This is a genomic window from Streptomyces sp. NPDC091287 (genome assembly GCF_044768525.1).
In the GTDB taxonomy this organism is placed as follows: domain Bacteria; phylum Actinomycetota; class Actinomycetes; order Streptomycetales; family Streptomycetaceae; genus Streptomyces.
On record NZ_JBIVUV010000003.1, the window covers coordinates 205470 to 222319 of the forward strand.

The following is a 16850-nucleotide window of genomic DNA, read 5'->3' on the forward strand; positions in this document are numbered from 1 at the left end:
CGCCCGATGCTCGAACTCACCGGCCTGACCGCGGGCTACCACGGCGGCACCGTCCTGCACGGGCTCGACCTGTCGGTCCCCGCCGGCACGGTCCACGCCGTCGTCGGCCACAACGGCGCCGGCAAGACCACCCTCGTCCACACCGTCGCCGGACTGATGCGCCCGAGCGCCGGAACCGTACGCCTCGACGGCCGCGAGGTGACGAGGCAGCCCGCGCACCGGATCGCCCGTGCCGGGATCGGGCTCGTACCGCAGGGCCGCCGGGTGTTCGCCGGGCTCACCGTCGAGGAGCACCTGCGGCTGTCGTACCGTCCGCCGCGCCGGGGCGATGCGGAGCGACCCAGCGTGTGGACCCCCGCGCGCGTGCTGGAGCTGCTGCCCCGGCTGGGCGAGCGTCGGGGCAACCGGGGTGCGGAGCTGTCCGGCGGCGAGCAGCAGATGCTTGCGCTGGCCCGCGCCCTGCTCGGTTCGCCGCGGGTGCTGCTCCTCGACGAGCCGACGGAGGGCCTCGCCCCGGTGCTCGTCCGGCAGGTCCACGAGCTGGTGGCCACGCTGGCGGCCGAGGGCATCGCCGTACTGCTGGTCTCCCCCAGCCCCGCCCAGGCCGTCGAGTCCGCCGGGGCGCTCACGGTCCTCACCTCGGGGCGGACGACGCTGCGCATGGACGGTGCGGACGCCCGCGCCGACGGCACCGCGCTGCACGCGGCGCTGGAGCTGGCGCCGACGGCGGTCTGATACACGAGCGGTGGAGGCGGGCGGCGCGGTACCGGGCCGCCCCCCCCTTCCCGCCCCGGGAGGCCTACCCGGCCTTCAGGCTGTGGCCGCCGAAGCCGCTGCGGCGGTCGGAGCCCTTGTTCTGGTCCTGCCACCACGTGTCGAACTCGGTCCGGCCCATGGCGGACCAGTCGGGTGTGTGCTCGACCTGCGCGGCGCCCATCCGGCGGGCGAGCGCGACCATGGCCGACCCGATGGGCCCGCGCCCGGCGTCGTAACTCTCCAGGATCTCCTTCCAGCTGCCCCCGGCCGTCCAGGCGGCCTCCAGGGCGGTGGCGTCCTGGAGCGCCTTCACGCTGCCGCCGCCGATGTGCGGCCGGGCGACGCTGGCGGCGTCACCGACGAGCACCATCCGTCCCGAGGTGTAGTGCGGCACCTCCAGGTCGTAGATGGGCTGGATGAAGGTTGTCTCGGCGGGGGTGCGGAGCACCCTGGCCGCCCAGTACGGCGGGAAGTTGTCGGCGACCAGGGCCCTCAGGTGCGCGGTGAGCTCGGAGTTGAGCCGGCCCGGCGGGAGCGAGGTGGGGGCCCGCAGGTCGGGGTGGAGGCCGTCGGCCTCGGGGGGCGCGGTGTAGAGCACCCAGTTGAGCCGGTGTCCGCCGACGCCGTCCGGGATGCGGTAGATCATGCAGTGACCGCCGGGGAAGACGATGTTGTGCGCGTCGTGGCCGTCCGACGGGAGGTCAGCGACGTCCGGCGACGTGCCGCGCCATCCGATGTATCCGGCGTACGTGGCGTCCGCGCCGGGGAACATGGCCTCGCGGACGACGGAGCGGTATCCGTCCGCCCCGATCACCGCGTCGAAGTGCTCCCGGTGCCCGTCCCCGAGGCGCAGCGTCACCCCGTCGGCGTCCGGCTCCACCCCGGTGACCACCGCGCCGGACCGGTAGGAGACCTCCTCGGGCACCCGGCGGCGCAGTTCGCTCCAGAGCGAGCCCCAGCTGTAGGCACGGAAGGGGAACGGCTGCTCGCCGACGACCCGGCCGTGATCGGCCTCGCCGTCCCGCACGCTCCACACCCGCCGGGTCAGCGGCGCCCAGGGCATCTCCGGGGCGACGTACCCGGCCTCCCTCAACTCGTCGTAGCGGTCGCTGTGGAGGGCGATTCCCACCCCTCTGTCACGGAGCCGGGCATCGGCGCGTTCCAGGACGGTGATCCGTTCGGCTCCCCCGCGCGACGCGGCCAGGGCCGCGGCACACCCCGCTATGCTGCCGCCGACCACGGCGACGCTGCCTCCACGCATGTCTGGCACTCCACTCACTCGACGTTCCGGCCTTCCGGTCCTGCCCACCCGACCTACCCGACGCGGTGCCCGTTCAGCGCTTCCGGAAGGCCGCGTCCAGGTCGGGGACCTCGACGGAGGCATGCAGGGTCACGCCGTCGGCCGGCTCGACCCGGGCGGCGATCAGATCGAGTACGGCGTCGGCGAGGCGGGTCTTGGTCTCGTCGGTGCGGCCGTGGAGCAGGCGTATCTCGATGTGCAGGACGGCGTGGCCCTCTGACCGGTCGCCGATGACGAAGTCGTCGACGCGGCGGAAGCGGGTCTTGCAGGCCTCCGGGCGGGTGTCGACGGTGGCGACGACGATCGGGTGCAGGGCGAGCGCGAAGGCCTGACGGTCGAAGGCCGCAGCGAGCGTGCCGGAGTAGTCGACGGTGATCTGCGGCATGGGGGCAACTCCTCGGAGAACAGCGCGGGCTGGGGACGTCCGCCCGTACGGAGGGAACGGTAGCCGAACACGCGTGCAGGGTCGGGGCTCGCCCGCCGCCCAGGTCGGGGCTCGCCCGCGTCCAGGGTGGGGCTCGCCCGCCGTCCGTGCGGAGGGCTCGTCCGCCGTCCAGGTCGGCGGCTGCTCCGGTCGGCCCCGCCCGCGCTGCGCACCCGGGCGCACAGCCCTACCGTCTGTGCTGACGCCGTCACCCAGGGAGCCGGTCGTCGCGGAAGCCCGCACCCGGCGGGGCGCCCGTCCCACCCCCGTACAGGAGGAGCCCATGCCGGAGCTGTTCATCGATGGTCAGTGGACCGCCGCCGCCGAGGGGCGGACGCGGGAGATCCGCTGTCCCGCCGACGGCACGCTGGTGGCAGAAGTCGACGAGGGCGGGGCCGTGGACGCCGACGCGGCCGTCGCCGCGGCCCGGCGGGCCTTCGACCGGGGCACCTGGCCGGGGACGCCGGCCGCCGAGCGGGGGCGGCTGCTGCTGCGGGTGGCGGAGCTGCTGGAGCGGGACAAGGACGTCTTCGCGCGGGCCGAGTCGCTGGACACCGGCAAGCGGCTGGTCGAGAGCGCCTACGACATGGACGACATCGCGAACTGCTTCCGGTACTTCGGCAACCTCGCCGCCGCCGGGGGCACCGACCGGGTCGTCGACACCGGGAGCGCCGACACGGACAGCCGTATCGTCCACGAGCCCGTCGGGGTCTGCACGCTCATCACGCCGTGGAACTATCCGCTGCTCCAGACCGCCTGGAAGGTCGCTCCCGCGCTCGCGGCCGGCAACACGTTTGTCCTCAAGCCGAGCGAGCTGACCCCGCACACGGCCGTCCTGCTCATGCGGCTCCTGACCGAGGCCGGGCTGCCGGACGGGGTCGCCAATCTGGTGCTGGGGGCGGGAGCTGTCGTGGGCGCGCCGCTGACCGAGGATCCGCGCGTGGACATGGTGTCGTTCACCGGAGGGCTCGCCACCGGACGGCGCGTCATGGCCGCCGCCGCGCCCACCGTGAAGAAGGTCGCCCTGGAGCTGGGCGGCAAGAATCCCAACATCGTCTTCGCCGACGCCGACTTCGACACCGCCGTCGACTACGCGCTGATGGCGGTGTTCCTGCACGCGGGGCAGGTCTGCTCCGCCGGGGCGCGGCTCCTCGTGCAGGACGAGCTGCACGACCGGTTCACCGACGAGCTGGTGGCGCGGGCCCGCCGGATCAGGCTCGGCGGGCCGTTCGACGAGGACGCGCGCAGCGGTCCGCTGATCTCCGCCGCGCACCGCGACAAGGTCGAGGCGTACGTGGCCGCGGGCATCGCCGAGGGCGCGGTGCTGCGCTGCGGCGGGGCGCGGCCCGACGATCCGGCGCTGGCTGACGGCTTCTACTACCCGCCCACCGTGCTGGACGAGTGCGCGACCTCGATGTCCGTGGTGCGGGACGAGTCGTTCGGTCCGGTGCTCACCGTCGAGCGGTTCCGGGACGAGGACGACGCGGTCCGGCTGGCCAACGACACCGTGTACGGGCTGGCGGGTGCCGTGTGGACGCAGGACGGCGGGCGCGCCCACCGGGTGGCCTCACGGCTGCGGGCGGGCACCGTGTGGATCAACGACTTCCACCCCTACGTACCGCAGGCGGAGTGGGGCGGTATGAAGCAGTCCGGCTTCGGCCGCGAGCTGGGTCCCGCCGGGCTGGCGGAGTACCAGGAGGCCAAGCACATCTGGCGCAATGTCGCGGCGGTTCCCCAGCGGTGGTTCGAGTGAGTCCGGACAGCGGTCCGGGCCGGGACCGAGCGGCCGAGGCCCGCGGCAAGGCCGACGACGACGCGCTCGGCGAGCTGGGCTACCGGCCCGAACTCCGGCGTACACTCGGCAACTTCCACACCTTCGCCGCCGGGATCAGCTACATCTCGATCCTGACCGGCACCTTCCAGCTGTTCTACTTCGGCGTCAGTTTCGGCGGTCCCGCCTACTGGTGGTCGTGGCCGATGGTCTTCTGCGGGCAGCTGATGGTGGCCCTGTGCTTCTGCGAGCTGGCGGCCCGCTACCCGGTGGCCGGTTCGATCTACAACTGGGCCAAGAGCATGGGCGGTCCGCACGTCGGCTGGCTCGGCGGCTGGATGATGATGACGGCCACCATGGTCACCCTGTCGGCCGTGGCGCTGGCCTACCAGATCACGCTGCCGCAGATCGACGACTGGTTCCAGTTCGTGGGTGACGGGAGCGGCAGGAACGACCAGGCGGCCAACGCGGTGCTGCTGGGCAGCGTGCTGATCCTGTTCTCCACGCTGGTGAACGCGTTCGGGGTCAAGCTCATGGCCCGGATCAACTCCGCGGGCGTCTTCATCGAGCTGATCGCCGCCGTGGCCCTCATCGTCTTCCTGGCCGCCCACATCACCCGTGGCCCCAGCACCGCCCTGACGGAGACGTACGGACTCGGCAGCGGCCAGTCGCTGGGCTACTTCGGCGCGTTCCTCACCGCGTCGCTGGCCTCGGCCTATGTGATGTACGGCTTCGACACCGCGTCCTCGCTCGGCGAGGAGTCGCACGATCCGGGCCGCAACGCGCCCCGCGCCATTCTGCGGGCGCTCATCGCGTCGTTCCTGATCGGCGCGTTCATCCTGCTCTTCGCGCTGCTCGCGGTGCCGGACCTGCACGCCGAGGAGCTGTCGACGGGCGGGTTGCAGTACGTGGTGCTGGCGACGCTCGGCGACACCGTCGGGGAGGTCTTCCTCTGGGCGGTGGTCGTCGCGATCACCGTCTGCGTGCTGGCGGTGCAGGCCGCCGGGATCCGGCTGATGTTCGCCATGGCGCGGGACAACAACCTGCCCGCCGGATCGATGCTGGCCAGGGTCAGCCCCCGCTTCGGGACGCCCGTGGTGCCCGCCGTGCTGATCGGGGTGGTGGGCGTCGTCATCCTGGTGGTGAACATCAACCAGCCGCAGATCTTCTCGGTGATCACCAGCATCGCGATCATCATGATCTACGTGGCCTATCTGCTGGTCACCGTGCCCATGCTGCTGCGCCGGCTGCGCGGCGGCTGGGAGCCGCGCGAGGGCGCGTTCTCGCTGGGCCGCTGGGGGCTGCCGGTCAACGTCGCCGCCGTGCTCTGGGGCACGGCGATGTCGCTCAACCTGGCCTGGCCGCGCGCCGAGGTGTACAACGCGACCGGCCCGCAGCACTGGTATCTGCGCTGGGGCGCGTTCCTGTTCATCGGCGTCGTCGCGCTCGGTGGCTTCGCCTACTACTGGTTCGTCCAGCGGCACCGGACCGGCGTCCTCGCCGAGCACCGGTTCGAGACACCGGACCCCGCCGACCCCGCCGACCCCGGCGCCCCCACCGCTCCCCCGTCCCCACCGGCCGTCTGAACCCTGGAGTCGTGATGCCCGACGCAAGCCCAGCTTCCGTGTTCGACTACGTCGTGGTCGGCGGCGGTACGGCCGGAGCGGTCATCGCCGCCCGCCTCACCGAGGATCCCGCCGTCACCGTCTGCGTACTGGAGGCGGGCCCCTCGGACGTCGGGGACGAGAGCGTCCTGCGGCTGGAGCGGTGGATGGCCCTGCTGGAGTCCGGTTACGACTGGGACTATCCGGTGGAGCCGCAGGAGCGGGGCAACAGCTTCATGCGGCACGCCCGCGCCAAGGTGCTCGGCGGCTGCTCCTCGCACAACTCGTGCATCGCCTTCTGGGCCCCGGCCGAGGACCTCGACGAGTGGGGCGCGCTGGGCTGTACGGGGTGGAGCGCGGCGGACTGCTTCCCGCTGTACCGGCGGCTGGAGACCAACGACGCGCCCGGCGACCACCACGGGCGCTCGGGTCCGGTCACCATCCGGACCGTGCCGCCGCTCGACCCCTGCGGCGGCGCCCTGCTGTCGGCCTGCGCGGCGGCGGGCATCCCCACCGTCCCGTTCAACACGGGCTCCACGGTGATCCGGGGTGCGCACTGGTTCCAGATCAACGCCCGCGAGGACGGCACCCGCTCCTCGGCCTCGGTCTCGTACCTGCACCCCGTGCTGGGAAAGCGGCCCAACCTGGAGGTGCGGACGGGGCTCCAGGCGAAGCGGCTGCTGTTCGAGGGCGAGCGGTGCTCCGGGGTGGAGTACCTGGAGCCCGACACCGTCCACAGCGGGACGGTGGACGCCCGGCGGGAGGTGATCGTCTCCTGCGGGGCGATCGACTCCCCGAAGCTGCTGATGCTGTCCGGCATCGGCCCGGCCGGGCATCTGCGGGACACCGGGGTGGACGTGCGGGTGGACTCCCCCGGCGTCGGCTCGCACCTCCAGGACCACCCGGAGGGCGTGATCATGTGGGAGGCGAAGCGGCCCATGGTCACCGCCTCCACCCAGTGGTGGGAGATCGGGATCTTCGCGGACACCGAGCCGGGACTGGACCGGCCGGACCTGATGTTCCACTACGGCTCGGTGCCGTTCGACCTGAACACCTACCGGCGCGGATACCCGACCTCGGACAACGCGTTCTGCCTGACCCCGAACGTCACCCGCGCCCGGTCCCGGGGCACGGTGCGGCTGCGGACCCGGGACTTCCGGGACAAGCCCCGGGTCGATCCGCGCTACTTCACCGACGAGCACGACGTACGGGTCATGACGTACGGGCTGCGGCTGGCGCGGGAGATCGTGGCGCAGCCCCCGATGGCCGACTGGGCGGGCGCGGAGCTGGCTCCGGGGCCGGGCGCGACCACGGACGCGGAGCTGTTCGACTACATCCGCGAGACGCACAACACCGTGTACCACCCGGCCGGAACGGTCCGTATGGGCCCGGCGGCCGACCCGGACTCGCCGCTCGACCCTCGGCTGCGGGTCAAGGGGGTGACCGGGCTGCGGGTGGCCGACGCGTCCGTCATGCCGTTCCTGCCGACGGTCAACCCGTGCATCACCACGATGATGATCGGCGAGAAGTGCGCCGATCTGGTCAAGGAAGGCTGAGCCGGAGTTCGTCGCCGAACGCTATTCGCACACTTGCTCGAATAGCGTTACGCTCTCCTCATGGCCGTACACCTGCAAAGCTCGCTTTTCGACCAGGAGGCCGAGGTCGAAACCGGCCCCCTGAGCGGACTGCGGCGTACCGATCTGGGGCACGGGGCCTGGATCGACGTGCTGCCGCAGTGGCTGCGGGGCGCGGACACGCTGTTCGAGACGCTGGTCCGCGAGGTCGACTGGCGGGCCGAGCAGCGCGTCATGTACGAGCGCCTGGTGGCGGTCCCCCGGCTGCTGGCGTTCTTCGGCCGCCGTGATCCCCTTCCGCACCCGGCCCTGGAGGCCGCACGCACCCGGCTGGGCGAGCACTACGCGGCCGAGCTGGGCGAACCGTTCACCACGGCGGGGCTGTGCTTCTACCGGGACGGCCAGGACGGGGTGGCCTGGCACGGGGACACCATCGGCCGGGGAAGCAGCGAGGACACGATGGTCGCGATCCTCTCGCTGGGAGCCCCCCGGCACCTCGCGCTGCGGCCTCGCCGCCCGGGTCCCGCCCCCGTCCGCAGGCCGCTCGGGCACGGCGACCTGATCGTCATGGGCGGCAGTTGCCAGCGCACCTGGGAGCACGCGATCCCCAAGACCGCGCGGGCCGTCGGGCCGCGCATCAGCGTGCAGTTCCGGCCCGACGGGGTGCGCTGAGCCCGGCGTCCGGCGGGCGCGGCCCGGGTCACCGCGGTTGTGCCGACCTGGGGCAGGGCGGATTCTGAGGGTAATGAACCGGGCCGGTGTCGCGCCGTGAGCGCGGCGAGCACGGCGGAGAGCGCCGATTTCCGGGGCCCCCTGGACATCACCAGGGCGGCCACGATGGTCCTCGACGTCGAGAGCACCGTCATCGGCTGGAGCCCCGCCGCCGCCGAGCTGCTCGGCTACGGCCCCTCCGAGGCCCTGGGGCGGCCCGTGACCGCGTTCCTCACGGTGCGGCCGGCCGGGGGCGCCCTCCCGGTGGAAGCAGCCGGGACGACCGGTCCCTGCCCCGGCCCGCCGTCGCTCGTCGGCAACGAGATCCACGTGGCACACACCCGGGACGGCCGGGAGCTACTGGTGGCGACGGCGACGTGTCCGCTGCCGGCCGGGGCGGCGGGCCACGGCCCCGGCGAGCCGGACCGGATCCTCGTGGCGGCCGAGGTGGAGGCGCTGCTGTACTGGGAGTCGCGGATCGCCCTGCTCCAGGGGCTGGCCACCCAGTCCCCCGTCGGTCTGGCCATCTACGACACCGACCTGCGGCTGAGCTGGAGCAACACCGCCTACGAGCGGGAGATGGGGCAGCCGCTGGACGCGTTCCGGGGCAAGCACGCCGACGAGCTGTACGGGGCGGGCTCCTTCGTGACCTCCGGCTATCCGCGGACGCTCGACGGCGTCATGCGTCAGGTGCTCGACACCGGTGAGCCGGTCCTCGACCTGCACTTCCGGGGGCAGCCGCCCAGCGACCCGGGGAGGTTCCACCTCTGGTCCTGCGCCTACTACCGGCTGGAGGACGCCCACGGGCACGTGCTCGGCGTGTGCGAGGACGCGTTCGACATCACCGACCGCTACCGGGTCCAGGAGCGGCTGACCCTCCTCGTCGAGGCCGGCCGCCGCATCGGCACGGTCCTGGACGTGGCCACCACCGCCGAGGAGATCGCCGAGGTGGCCGTGAAGGACTTCGCCGCCACCGTACGGGTCGACGTCACCCGGGCGGCGGTGACCGGGGAGACGGCGGCGGTGGGCAGCCCGGCGGACATGACCCTGCTGCGGGTGGCGGAACGGTCGGCGCCGGGGTCCGGTACGCCGGATCCCGGCCTGCCGGGGGCCGGACAGGCGGAGGCCGGACAGGCGGAGGCCGGACAGCCGGAGGCGGGCCTCCCGGGGACGGGCCTCCCGGGGGAAGGCGACCTCCCGGAGACCGGCCCGCCCGGGGCGGGGCGGGCCCCCGGCGAGCCGCGGCAGCCGTATCCGCCGGTCGTCTATCCGCCCGGATCGCCGCAGAACCGCAGCCTGTCCTCGGGCGGGCTCGTGCTCGACGAGAGCACCCTGGTCGTTCCGCTGCGGGCCGGGGGCGGCATCCTGGGGCTCGTCACCTTCGACCGGGGCGCGGGCCCCGACGCCCCGGGCCGGACGCCCGCCCCCGACCGGGCGACCACGTTCGACAACGGCGAGGTCGCCCTGGCCGACGAGCTGGCGGCCCGGGCCGCCGTCAGCATCGACAACGCGCGCCGCTACACCCGCGAGCGCACCGCCTCCCTCGCCCTCCAGCGGCAGTTGCTGCCCCATCACCTGCCGCCGCGGTCCGCCGTCGAGACCGCCCACCGCTATCTGCCGGCCGACGACGTGACCGGCGTCGGCGGAGACTGGTTCGACGTGATCCCGCTGTCCGGGACGCGCGTCGGCCTGGTGGTGGGGGACGTGGTCGGACACGGGCTCCAGGCGGCCGCCACCATGGGCCGGCTCCGCACCTCCGTACGGGCCTTCGCACAGCTCGACATGGCCCCCGACGAGCTGCTGACCCGGCTGGACGATCTGGTGGGACAGCCGGCGGAGGAGGGGTCGGACGCGTACGGCGGGGCGGTCGAGACCTATGACGTGACCACCGGGGCGACCTGTCTGTACGCGGTCTACGACCCGGTCTCCCGGCGATGCGTCATGGCCCGTGCCGGGCATCTGCCGCCGGCGATCGTGGGCCCGGGGGGCCAGGTGTCGTTCCCGGACCTGCCTGCCGGGCCACCGCTCGGCCTCGGCGGTCTGCCGTTCGAGTCGATGGAGATCGACCTGCCCGTGGACAGTCTGCTGGCGCTCTTCACCGACGGCCTGGTCGAGGCCCGGGACCACGACATCGGACGCGGCCTCGACACCCTGGGCCGGGTGCTCGGCGACCGTTCGGCGTCGCTGGAGGAGCTGTGCGACCGGGCGGTCGCCGAGCTGGTGCCCGGCGGCACGAGCGCCGACGACACCGCCCTGCTCCTGGTCCGTACCCGCGAACTCGACGCGGGACGGGTCGCCGACTGGGAGCTGACCGCCGAAGCGGTGTCGGTGGGCCGCGCCCGCGAGCTGGCCACCGGACAGCTGGAGGCCTGGGGTCTGGAGGAGCTGGTGTTCGCGACCCAGCTGGTCGTCAGCGAACTGGTCACCAACGCGGTCCGGTACGCGGGCGGGCCGCTGGGGCTGCGCCTCATCCGCGACCGCACCCTGGTGTGCGAGGTCGCGGACACCGGCCACACCTCTCCGCACCTGCGGCACAGCGCGGCGGACGACGAGGGCGGGCGCGGACTCTTCATCGTGGCGCAGCTCGTCCAGCGGTGGGGCACGCGGTACACCCCGACCGGGAAGACCATCTGGACCGAGCAGGCCCTGCCGCCGGCCGGAACCGGCTGACCCGTACCGCCCGTTGGCACCGCGCGTCAGCACCGCCATGGACATCACCCGTGGGCAGCGCCTTTGTTGACAACCCAACAGGTATCGACTTAGGTATGCCTTACCTAAGTCGACTGGGTGTCCGTGGTTCTGGTTACCGATGCCGAGAAAGGTGCTCATCTCATGAGTGCTGTTCCCTCCACCCGTACCGTCGCCCGCGCGGGCCTCGCCGCGTTCGCCGCCGCCGCGCTGGCCCTGACACTCGCCTCCCCCGCCGCCGCCGCGACCGGTACCCGTACGGTCACCGACGGGGGCGCCACCTTCAACCTGTCGCTCTCCGGACCCGACACCGCGGCCGCCGCGGGCGCCAACATCACCGTCACCGGCAGCGGTTACAACACCGGCCAGGGCGTCTACGTGAGCCTGTGCGTGGTGAACGGGGCCCAGGGCGCCAACAAGCCCTCGCCGTGTCTCGGCGGCCAGGACCAGTCCGGCACCACCGGCGCCTCGCACTGGGTGTCCAGCCTGGGCGGCGGCCTCCCCAACACCTCGCCGTTCGGCGCGGGCGGCACCTTCAGCGTCCGGATACACGTCAAGGCCGACCTCGGCGGCGGCAACGTCTGCGGCGACACCGTCGAGTGCGCCATCGTGACCCGCGCCGACCACACCGACACCAACGACCGCAAGTACGACGTCCACGCCCCGATCAACTTCGTGTAGCACCACGAGAGTTCTCCAACCCTTCGCCCGGTCCCGGCCGTTCGTGCCGGGGCCGGGCTCCCCCGCGTCGTGACGAGGAATGACATGACATCCACTCCGGGCACCGCTCCCGGCACCCCGCCGAGCGGCCGCCGCAGACTCGGACGCCGGGCGGGTACGGCCGCCGTCGCCGCCCTGCTGCTCTCGGCGATCCCCACGGGCGCGGCGGTCAGCGCCGACGCCGGCACCCCGAAGACCGCCACCGGCCCCCAGGGGCAGACGCTGACCGTCTCGGCCACCACCGGACTCGACCCGGCCGGCGAGAAGGTCCGGGTCACCGGCGAGGGGTACGGTTCAAGATCCGGCATCTACGTCGCCCTGTGCAAGGACAACGGCGACAACCGGGTGCCCTCCCCCTGCCTCGGCGGCGCGGACATGAGCGGCGGCTCGAAGACCTCGCAGTGGATCGTGCCCCCGGGCGACCCGTACGAGGGCGACCTCGCCCGCGCCTTCGGGCCCGGCGGAACCTTCGACGTGGAGATCGAGATCTCGGCGAAGGGCGACGGCCTCGACTGCGCCGAGGTGGCCTGCTCCCTCGTCACCCGGGCCGATCACCGCGCCGCCGGCGACCGGTCGCAGGACGTCCGCATACCCGTCGCCTTCGCGGGCCAGGAGCCGGGCGAACCGGGCGGCGGGGGCGTCGACGCGCCCGCGGGGACCGTCTCCTACAAGGCCGCCGCCGACTTCACGTCGGCCGGGAAGCCGCTGGACCTGCTGCTGCACCCCGACTCGAAGAAGCTGTACGTCGGCGCGGACAACCTCCCCGACACCGCGGACGTCGACGAGCGCGGGCTGCATGTGCTGAACCCGCAGGACGGGAAGGCCGAGAGCTGGATCAGCCGGGCCCCCGGGCCCACCGGGGAGGTGCGCGCCTCGGCGGCCGCCCGCATCGCGGGACCGCTGCCGGGCGACGGCGTCGTCTACAACTACCCGCTGCGGGGCGTCGGGAGCGCCAAGGCCGGTGACGAGAAGGCCTCGGGCGTCTGGCTCACCGGGTCCACCATCACCGACATCGCCCCCGGTACGACCCCGGGCACGGTGCTGGTCGCCCAGGGCGCGAAGCTCTCCGAGATCGACCGGGCCACCGGCGCGGCGACCCGGAGCCTGACGCTCCCGGGCGGCGCGCGGTTCGCCGCCGATCCCGCCCGGGGCGCGCTCTGGTTCAGCGACTTCGCGGCCGGGCAGCTGCACCGGGTGGACCTCGCGTCGTTCACGGTCACCGCTTCCTTCGAGCTGCCCGGCGCCCAGGGCATGGCCGGATTCACCGAGACGGACCCGGCCACCGGCGCGGTGTGGATCGGGGTCAACCGGTCCGTGCTGGTCCTCGACGCCGCGGGCAAGCCGCTCAGGACGCTCGTCGGCAAGGACCTGGCCCGCGACGCCGCCTTCGACGAGGCGACGGGCCGGGCCTACGTCGTCTGGCAGGACGGCGGCGACCTCTCCGATCCGGCCGATGACAACAACGGCACGCTGACCGTCTACGACACCGAGGGCTTCGCCGTGGCCGCGAAGGACCTGTCGCTGCCCGGCAACCACTCCCAGTCCGGCGCGGCCTCGCTCGCCGTCGAGCCGGGCGGGGCCACGGTCTTCGTGACGAGCCCCGCCGAGGGAAGGATCACCAAGCTGGTCCGGCAGGTATCGCCGCTGGTGACCCGCGCGCCCGCCGACCTTTCGGCCGAGGACGGCGAGGAGGTCACCCTCACCGCGGCGGCGGAGGGTTCCCCGGAGCCCACGGTCCGCTGGCAGGTCAGCACCGATGGCTCGGGGACCTGGAAGGACGTCGAGGGCGCGACCGGGCCCGCCGTCACGTTCACCGCGAGGACCGCGCAGGACGGCTACCGCTACCGCGCCGAGTTCCGCAACGATGTCGGCACCACCCGCACCTCCGCCGCGACGCTCACCGTCACGGCGGCAGCCACCGGTGGCGGGGAGACCGGCGGCGACAGCGGCGGTGACGACTCGACCGGCGGCGGCAGCACGGAAGGTGACGGTACGACAGGGGGTGAGGGCGGTACACGGTCGGGCGGCGGCTCCACCACCGGGGGCTCCGGCTCCACCGGTACGGCCGACGGCTCCGGCGCGTCCGGTGGCACCGGCTCCACGGTCGGCGGTGGCGTCGGCGGCGGCACCGGGGCCGCCACCACGTCCGGCGGCGGCAGCCTGGCCGCCACCGGGGTCACTGTGATGTCCGCAACCCTCGTGGCAGCGGCACTCGTTGGCGCCGGGCTGCTGATCCACCGGCGCACCAGGAGGCGCACGGACGGCGCGTTCTGACGCCGTAGCGGCGCCCCATCCCCTCGGGGCGGGAGGGCGAATCCGAGAACCCCCTGGCCGGGCACAGCGCCGGCCAGGGGGTTCTCGCGTCTGCGCCGGAGCACACCGGAGCCGGGCCTCCGCGGGCCGCTCCCCGGCACCGGCCGGCACAAGCGCTTACCCGTCTGTCGCTCCCTCAACATCCGTACCCACAAGGCGACATCGACTGGTTCCGGCCGATCGGAGGCGTCTGAACCGGGCCGTCTGAACTTCACGAGAACTCCAGCGAAATGGCACGTGTGTGGATATCGTGCACCGAGCGAGGGCGCATCCGTCAGTCCATGGGATCGGCGGATGCGTCCCGTTTGTGGGGGTGCGACTGTGACTGGGGGGTTCATGGGGCATGTCGAAATACCTGATACCGACCTATCCGGACCGGTGGGGCTCCGGGGCGCGCCGCGCCCCCGCACCGCCGCGTCCCGGAACCGCACGGCGGCCCTGGAACAACTCTGGAGGGCCCCGACAGCACAGCGCGACCCGGCCGGCCGGCCGCCGGCCCGGCGGAAGCCGGCGCCCGGCCCGTCCCTCGCCGCTCTGACGGACCTGCTGGGCCTGGCCGGTCCGGCCTGGCTGCTGCTGCGCGTCGGCGACCAGCCGCGCCCGGTGGCGGCCGCCGCGGTGGCGGGGCTGCTCTGGGCCGGGCTGCGCGGTGTCCGGGGGCGGTACACGGACCGGTCGGGGACCGGGCCCGGCGGTGCGCTCGGCCCGGTCGGGGACTGGCTCGTGCTCATCGGCCTGCTGGCCGTCCTGCACACGGCGGCGGGAAGCCCGGTGGACCCGGCCACGGCCGTCGTGGCCGTGACACCGGGGTTGCTCATCGCCACGGCGGTGGCGGGGCTGCGCCGGTGGCGGCGCTCCGGGCGGCGGGGCCGCCGGGTCCGCCGGGTGCTGATGGTCGGTGAGGCCTTGGCCGTGGGCCGGGCGGCCGAGCTGCTCGACTCCGGTACGGACCACGACTATCGCCTGGTCGCCGCCATACCGGTGGGCACCGGCCGGCTGGAGCTGGACGGCGTGCAGGTGCCGGGGCGCCTCGCGTCCTGCCCGGCCGACGACGACGTGACGACGGTGCTCGGCGGGGTCTACGCCCACGCGGCGGACCTGGTACTGGTGGCTCCCGGCCCCCAGCTGACCGGGGACCGGCTGCGCCGGCTCGGCTGGGGGCTGCACGACGGGGGCGTCGCCCTGTCCGTGGCCTCGGAGCTGTCCGGGGTGGCGGCCGAGCGGGTGCGTCCCGCCACCGCGGCCGGGCTCACCCTGCTGCACATCGCGCCGCCGCTGCGCGGGGGGCCGCAGACGGTACTGAAGAACGTGCTGGACCGTACGGGGGCCCTGTTCGGGCTGCTGGCCCTGACACCCCTGCTCCTGGCGGTGGCGCTCAGCGTCCGGCTGTCCTCGCGGGGGCCCATCATCCATCGACAGGTCCGGCAGGGGCAGCACAACCGGCCGTTCACCATGTGGAAGTTCCGCACGATGGTGGCCGACGCGGAGAATCTCAAGGCGCGGCTGGCCGCGACCAACGAGGCGGACGGCCCGCTGTTCAAGATCCGCGGCGACCCTCGGGTGACGCCGGTCGGGCGGCTGCTGCGGCGGACGTCGATCGATGAACTCCCGCAGTTGGTCAACGTGTTGCTGGGCCAGATGTCGTTGGTGGGCCCGAGGCCGCCGCTGCCGGAGGAGGCCTCTCGGTACGACGAGCGGGAGCATCGCCGGCTCGCCGTGAAACCGGGTCTTACGGGGCTGTGGCAGGTGAGCGGCCGATCCGATCTGACCTGGCAGGAGACCGTCTCGCTCGATCTCTGGTACGTCGACAACTGGTCGGTCGCCGCCGACATGGGACTTCTCGCCCGCACCGTGCGCGCCGTCGCCGACGGCCGCGGGGCGTACTGAGGGCGGCGGGCGTGCGGATGCGAGGAACCCAGCCGGTTCGCCGCCGCGAGACACCTCTCGGCGGCGGCGAACGGTCACTGTGCGGGCTGGAGCCGGCCGAGCCACCAGGCGTAGGTGCGGGCGATCCCGTCGCGCAGCGGGATACGCGGCGTGAAGCCGAGGGAGGAGAGGCGGGTGACGTCGAGCAGCTTGCGGGGCGTCCCGTCGGGCTTCGACGTGTCCCAGCCGATGCTCCCCTGGTATCCCGTCACCTCCCGTACGGTCTCGGCGAGTTCGCGGATGGTGAGATCGTCGCCGCAGCCGATGTTGACCGGTTCGTCGCCGTCGTAGGCCTCCAGCAGGGTGACGCAGGCGGCGGCGAGGTCGTCGACATGGAGGAACTCACGGCGCGGGGAGCCGGATCCCCACAGGGTCACCTCGGGGGCCCCGTCCCGCCGCGCCTCGTGGAAGCGGCGGATCAGCGCGGGCAGCACGTGCGAGGTCTCCAGGTCGAAGTTGTCGCCGGGCCCGTAGAGATTGGTGGGCATGGCGCTGATGTAGGAGGCGCCGTACTGCCGGCGATACGACTGGATCTGGACGATTCCGGCGATCTTGGCGAGGGCGTAGGCCTCGTTGGTGGGCTCCAGCTCGCCGGTGAGCAGCGCGTCCTCACGGATCGGCTGGGGCGCGAGCCGGGGGTAGATGCACGACGAGCCGAGGAAGAGCAGCCGCTCGACCCCGGCCGCGTGCGCACCGGCGATCACGCTGAGCTGGATGCGCAGGTTGTCCTCCAGGAACTGCACGGGATACGTGCTGTTGGCCATGATCCCGCCGACCTTGGCGGCGGCCAGCACCACGGCGTCCGGCCGGACCTCCTTCAGATACGCACCGGTCCGCGCGGCGTCGCGCAGGTCGAGGAGGTCGCGGCCGCGGGTGAGTACCTCGTGGCCGTCGTCGGCGAGGCGGCGGGCCACCGCCGAGCCGACCAGGCCGCGGTGGCCCGCGACGAATATGCGGGAGCCGGGCCGCAGTAGGGAGCGGTCGGATTCCTCGGAAGGGACGGGGAGTTCGGTCGTCATGGCTCGGATTGTGCCAGCAGAAAGGGACTGCGGTGACACTTCGC

At 73.3% G+C, this 16850-nt stretch carries 12 protein-coding genes; 9 read left to right on the top strand and 3 right to left on the bottom strand.

Going from position 1 to position 16850, the window contains the following annotated elements; translation table 11 throughout:
* The first annotated feature begins 6 nt into the window (after window positions 1-6).
* Window positions 7-735 carry an ABC transporter ATP-binding protein gene (locus tag ACIQRW_RS05650; RefSeq protein WP_403754835.1) on the top strand — a complete coding sequence of 243 codons (729 nt, stop codon included), beginning with the start codon at window positions 7-9 and terminating at the stop codon, window positions 733-735.
* Window positions 736-799: 64 nt separating this feature from the next.
* On the opposite strand, the gene ACIQRW_RS05655 is transcribed toward ACIQRW_RS05650, so the two are convergent.
* Together ACIQRW_RS05655 and ACIQRW_RS05660 are read right to left on the bottom strand one after the other, a co-directional pair.
* Window positions 800-2017: an FAD-dependent monooxygenase gene (locus ACIQRW_RS05655; protein ID WP_403754838.1), complete on the bottom strand. Its 1218-nt coding sequence runs from the start codon at window positions 2015-2017 to the stop codon at window positions 800-802.
* 73 nt (window positions 2018-2090) lie between these two features.
* Window positions 2091-2441 (bottom strand): 5-carboxymethyl-2-hydroxymuconate Delta-isomerase, encoded by a 351-nt coding sequence (locus ACIQRW_RS05660; protein ID WP_403754841.1) that lies wholly within the window; start codon window positions 2439-2441, stop codon window positions 2091-2093.
* 322 nt (window positions 2442-2763) lie between these two features.
* Between ACIQRW_RS05660 and ACIQRW_RS05665 the strand changes: the two genes are divergently transcribed.
* From ACIQRW_RS05665 to ACIQRW_RS05700, 8 genes are all read left to right on the top strand, one after another.
* Window positions 2764-4233, top strand: a complete 1470-nt coding sequence (locus ACIQRW_RS05665) for an aldehyde dehydrogenase family protein (protein WP_403754844.1) — start codon at window positions 2764-2766, stop codon at window positions 4231-4233.
* Window positions 4230-5837, top strand: a complete 1608-nt coding sequence (locus tag ACIQRW_RS05670) for an APC family permease (RefSeq protein WP_403754847.1) — start codon at window positions 4230-4232, stop codon at window positions 5835-5837. The genes ACIQRW_RS05665 and ACIQRW_RS05670 overlap by 4 nt, the downstream gene beginning before the upstream one ends.
* A 14-nt stretch (window positions 5838-5851) precedes the next feature.
* Entirely contained in the window at window positions 5852-7411 is a 1560-nt protein-coding gene (locus ACIQRW_RS05675; RefSeq protein ID WP_403754850.1) for a GMC family oxidoreductase, read from the top strand.
* 60 nt (window positions 7412-7471) lie between these two features.
* On the top strand, window positions 7472-8101 hold the full coding sequence (locus ACIQRW_RS05680) for an alpha-ketoglutarate-dependent dioxygenase AlkB (protein ID WP_403754853.1): 630 nt from the start codon (window positions 7472-7474) through the stop codon (window positions 8099-8101).
* Window positions 8102-8197: 96 nt separating this feature from the next.
* Complete coding sequence (locus ACIQRW_RS05685) at window positions 8198-10810, top strand: SpoIIE family protein phosphatase (RefSeq protein WP_403754856.1); 2613 nt, start codon at window positions 8198-8200, stop codon at window positions 10808-10810.
* A gap of 162 nt (window positions 10811-10972) precedes the next feature.
* The gene (locus tag ACIQRW_RS05690) at window positions 10973-11509 is read left to right on the top strand and encodes a hypothetical protein (protein WP_403754859.1); all 537 of its coding nucleotides are present in this window, start codon (window positions 10973-10975) and stop codon (window positions 11507-11509) included.
* Window positions 11510-11593: 84 nt separating this feature from the next.
* Window positions 11594-13822, top strand: a complete 2229-nt coding sequence (locus ACIQRW_RS05695; RefSeq protein WP_403754862.1) for a hypothetical protein — start codon at window positions 11594-11596, stop codon at window positions 13820-13822.
* 417 nt (window positions 13823-14239) lie between these two features.
* On the top strand, window positions 14240-15748 hold the full coding sequence (locus ACIQRW_RS05700) for an exopolysaccharide biosynthesis polyprenyl glycosylphosphotransferase (protein ID WP_403754865.1): 1509 nt from the start codon (window positions 14240-14242) through the stop codon (window positions 15746-15748).
* Between the two features lie 74 nt (window positions 15749-15822).
* On the opposite strand, the gene ACIQRW_RS05705 is transcribed toward ACIQRW_RS05700, so the two are convergent.
* A complete protein-coding gene (locus ACIQRW_RS05705; RefSeq protein ID WP_403754868.1) occupies window positions 15823-16806 on the bottom strand; it encodes a GDP-L-fucose synthase family protein in 984 nt (327 codons plus the stop codon).
* Window positions 16807-16850: the final 44 nt, after the last annotated feature.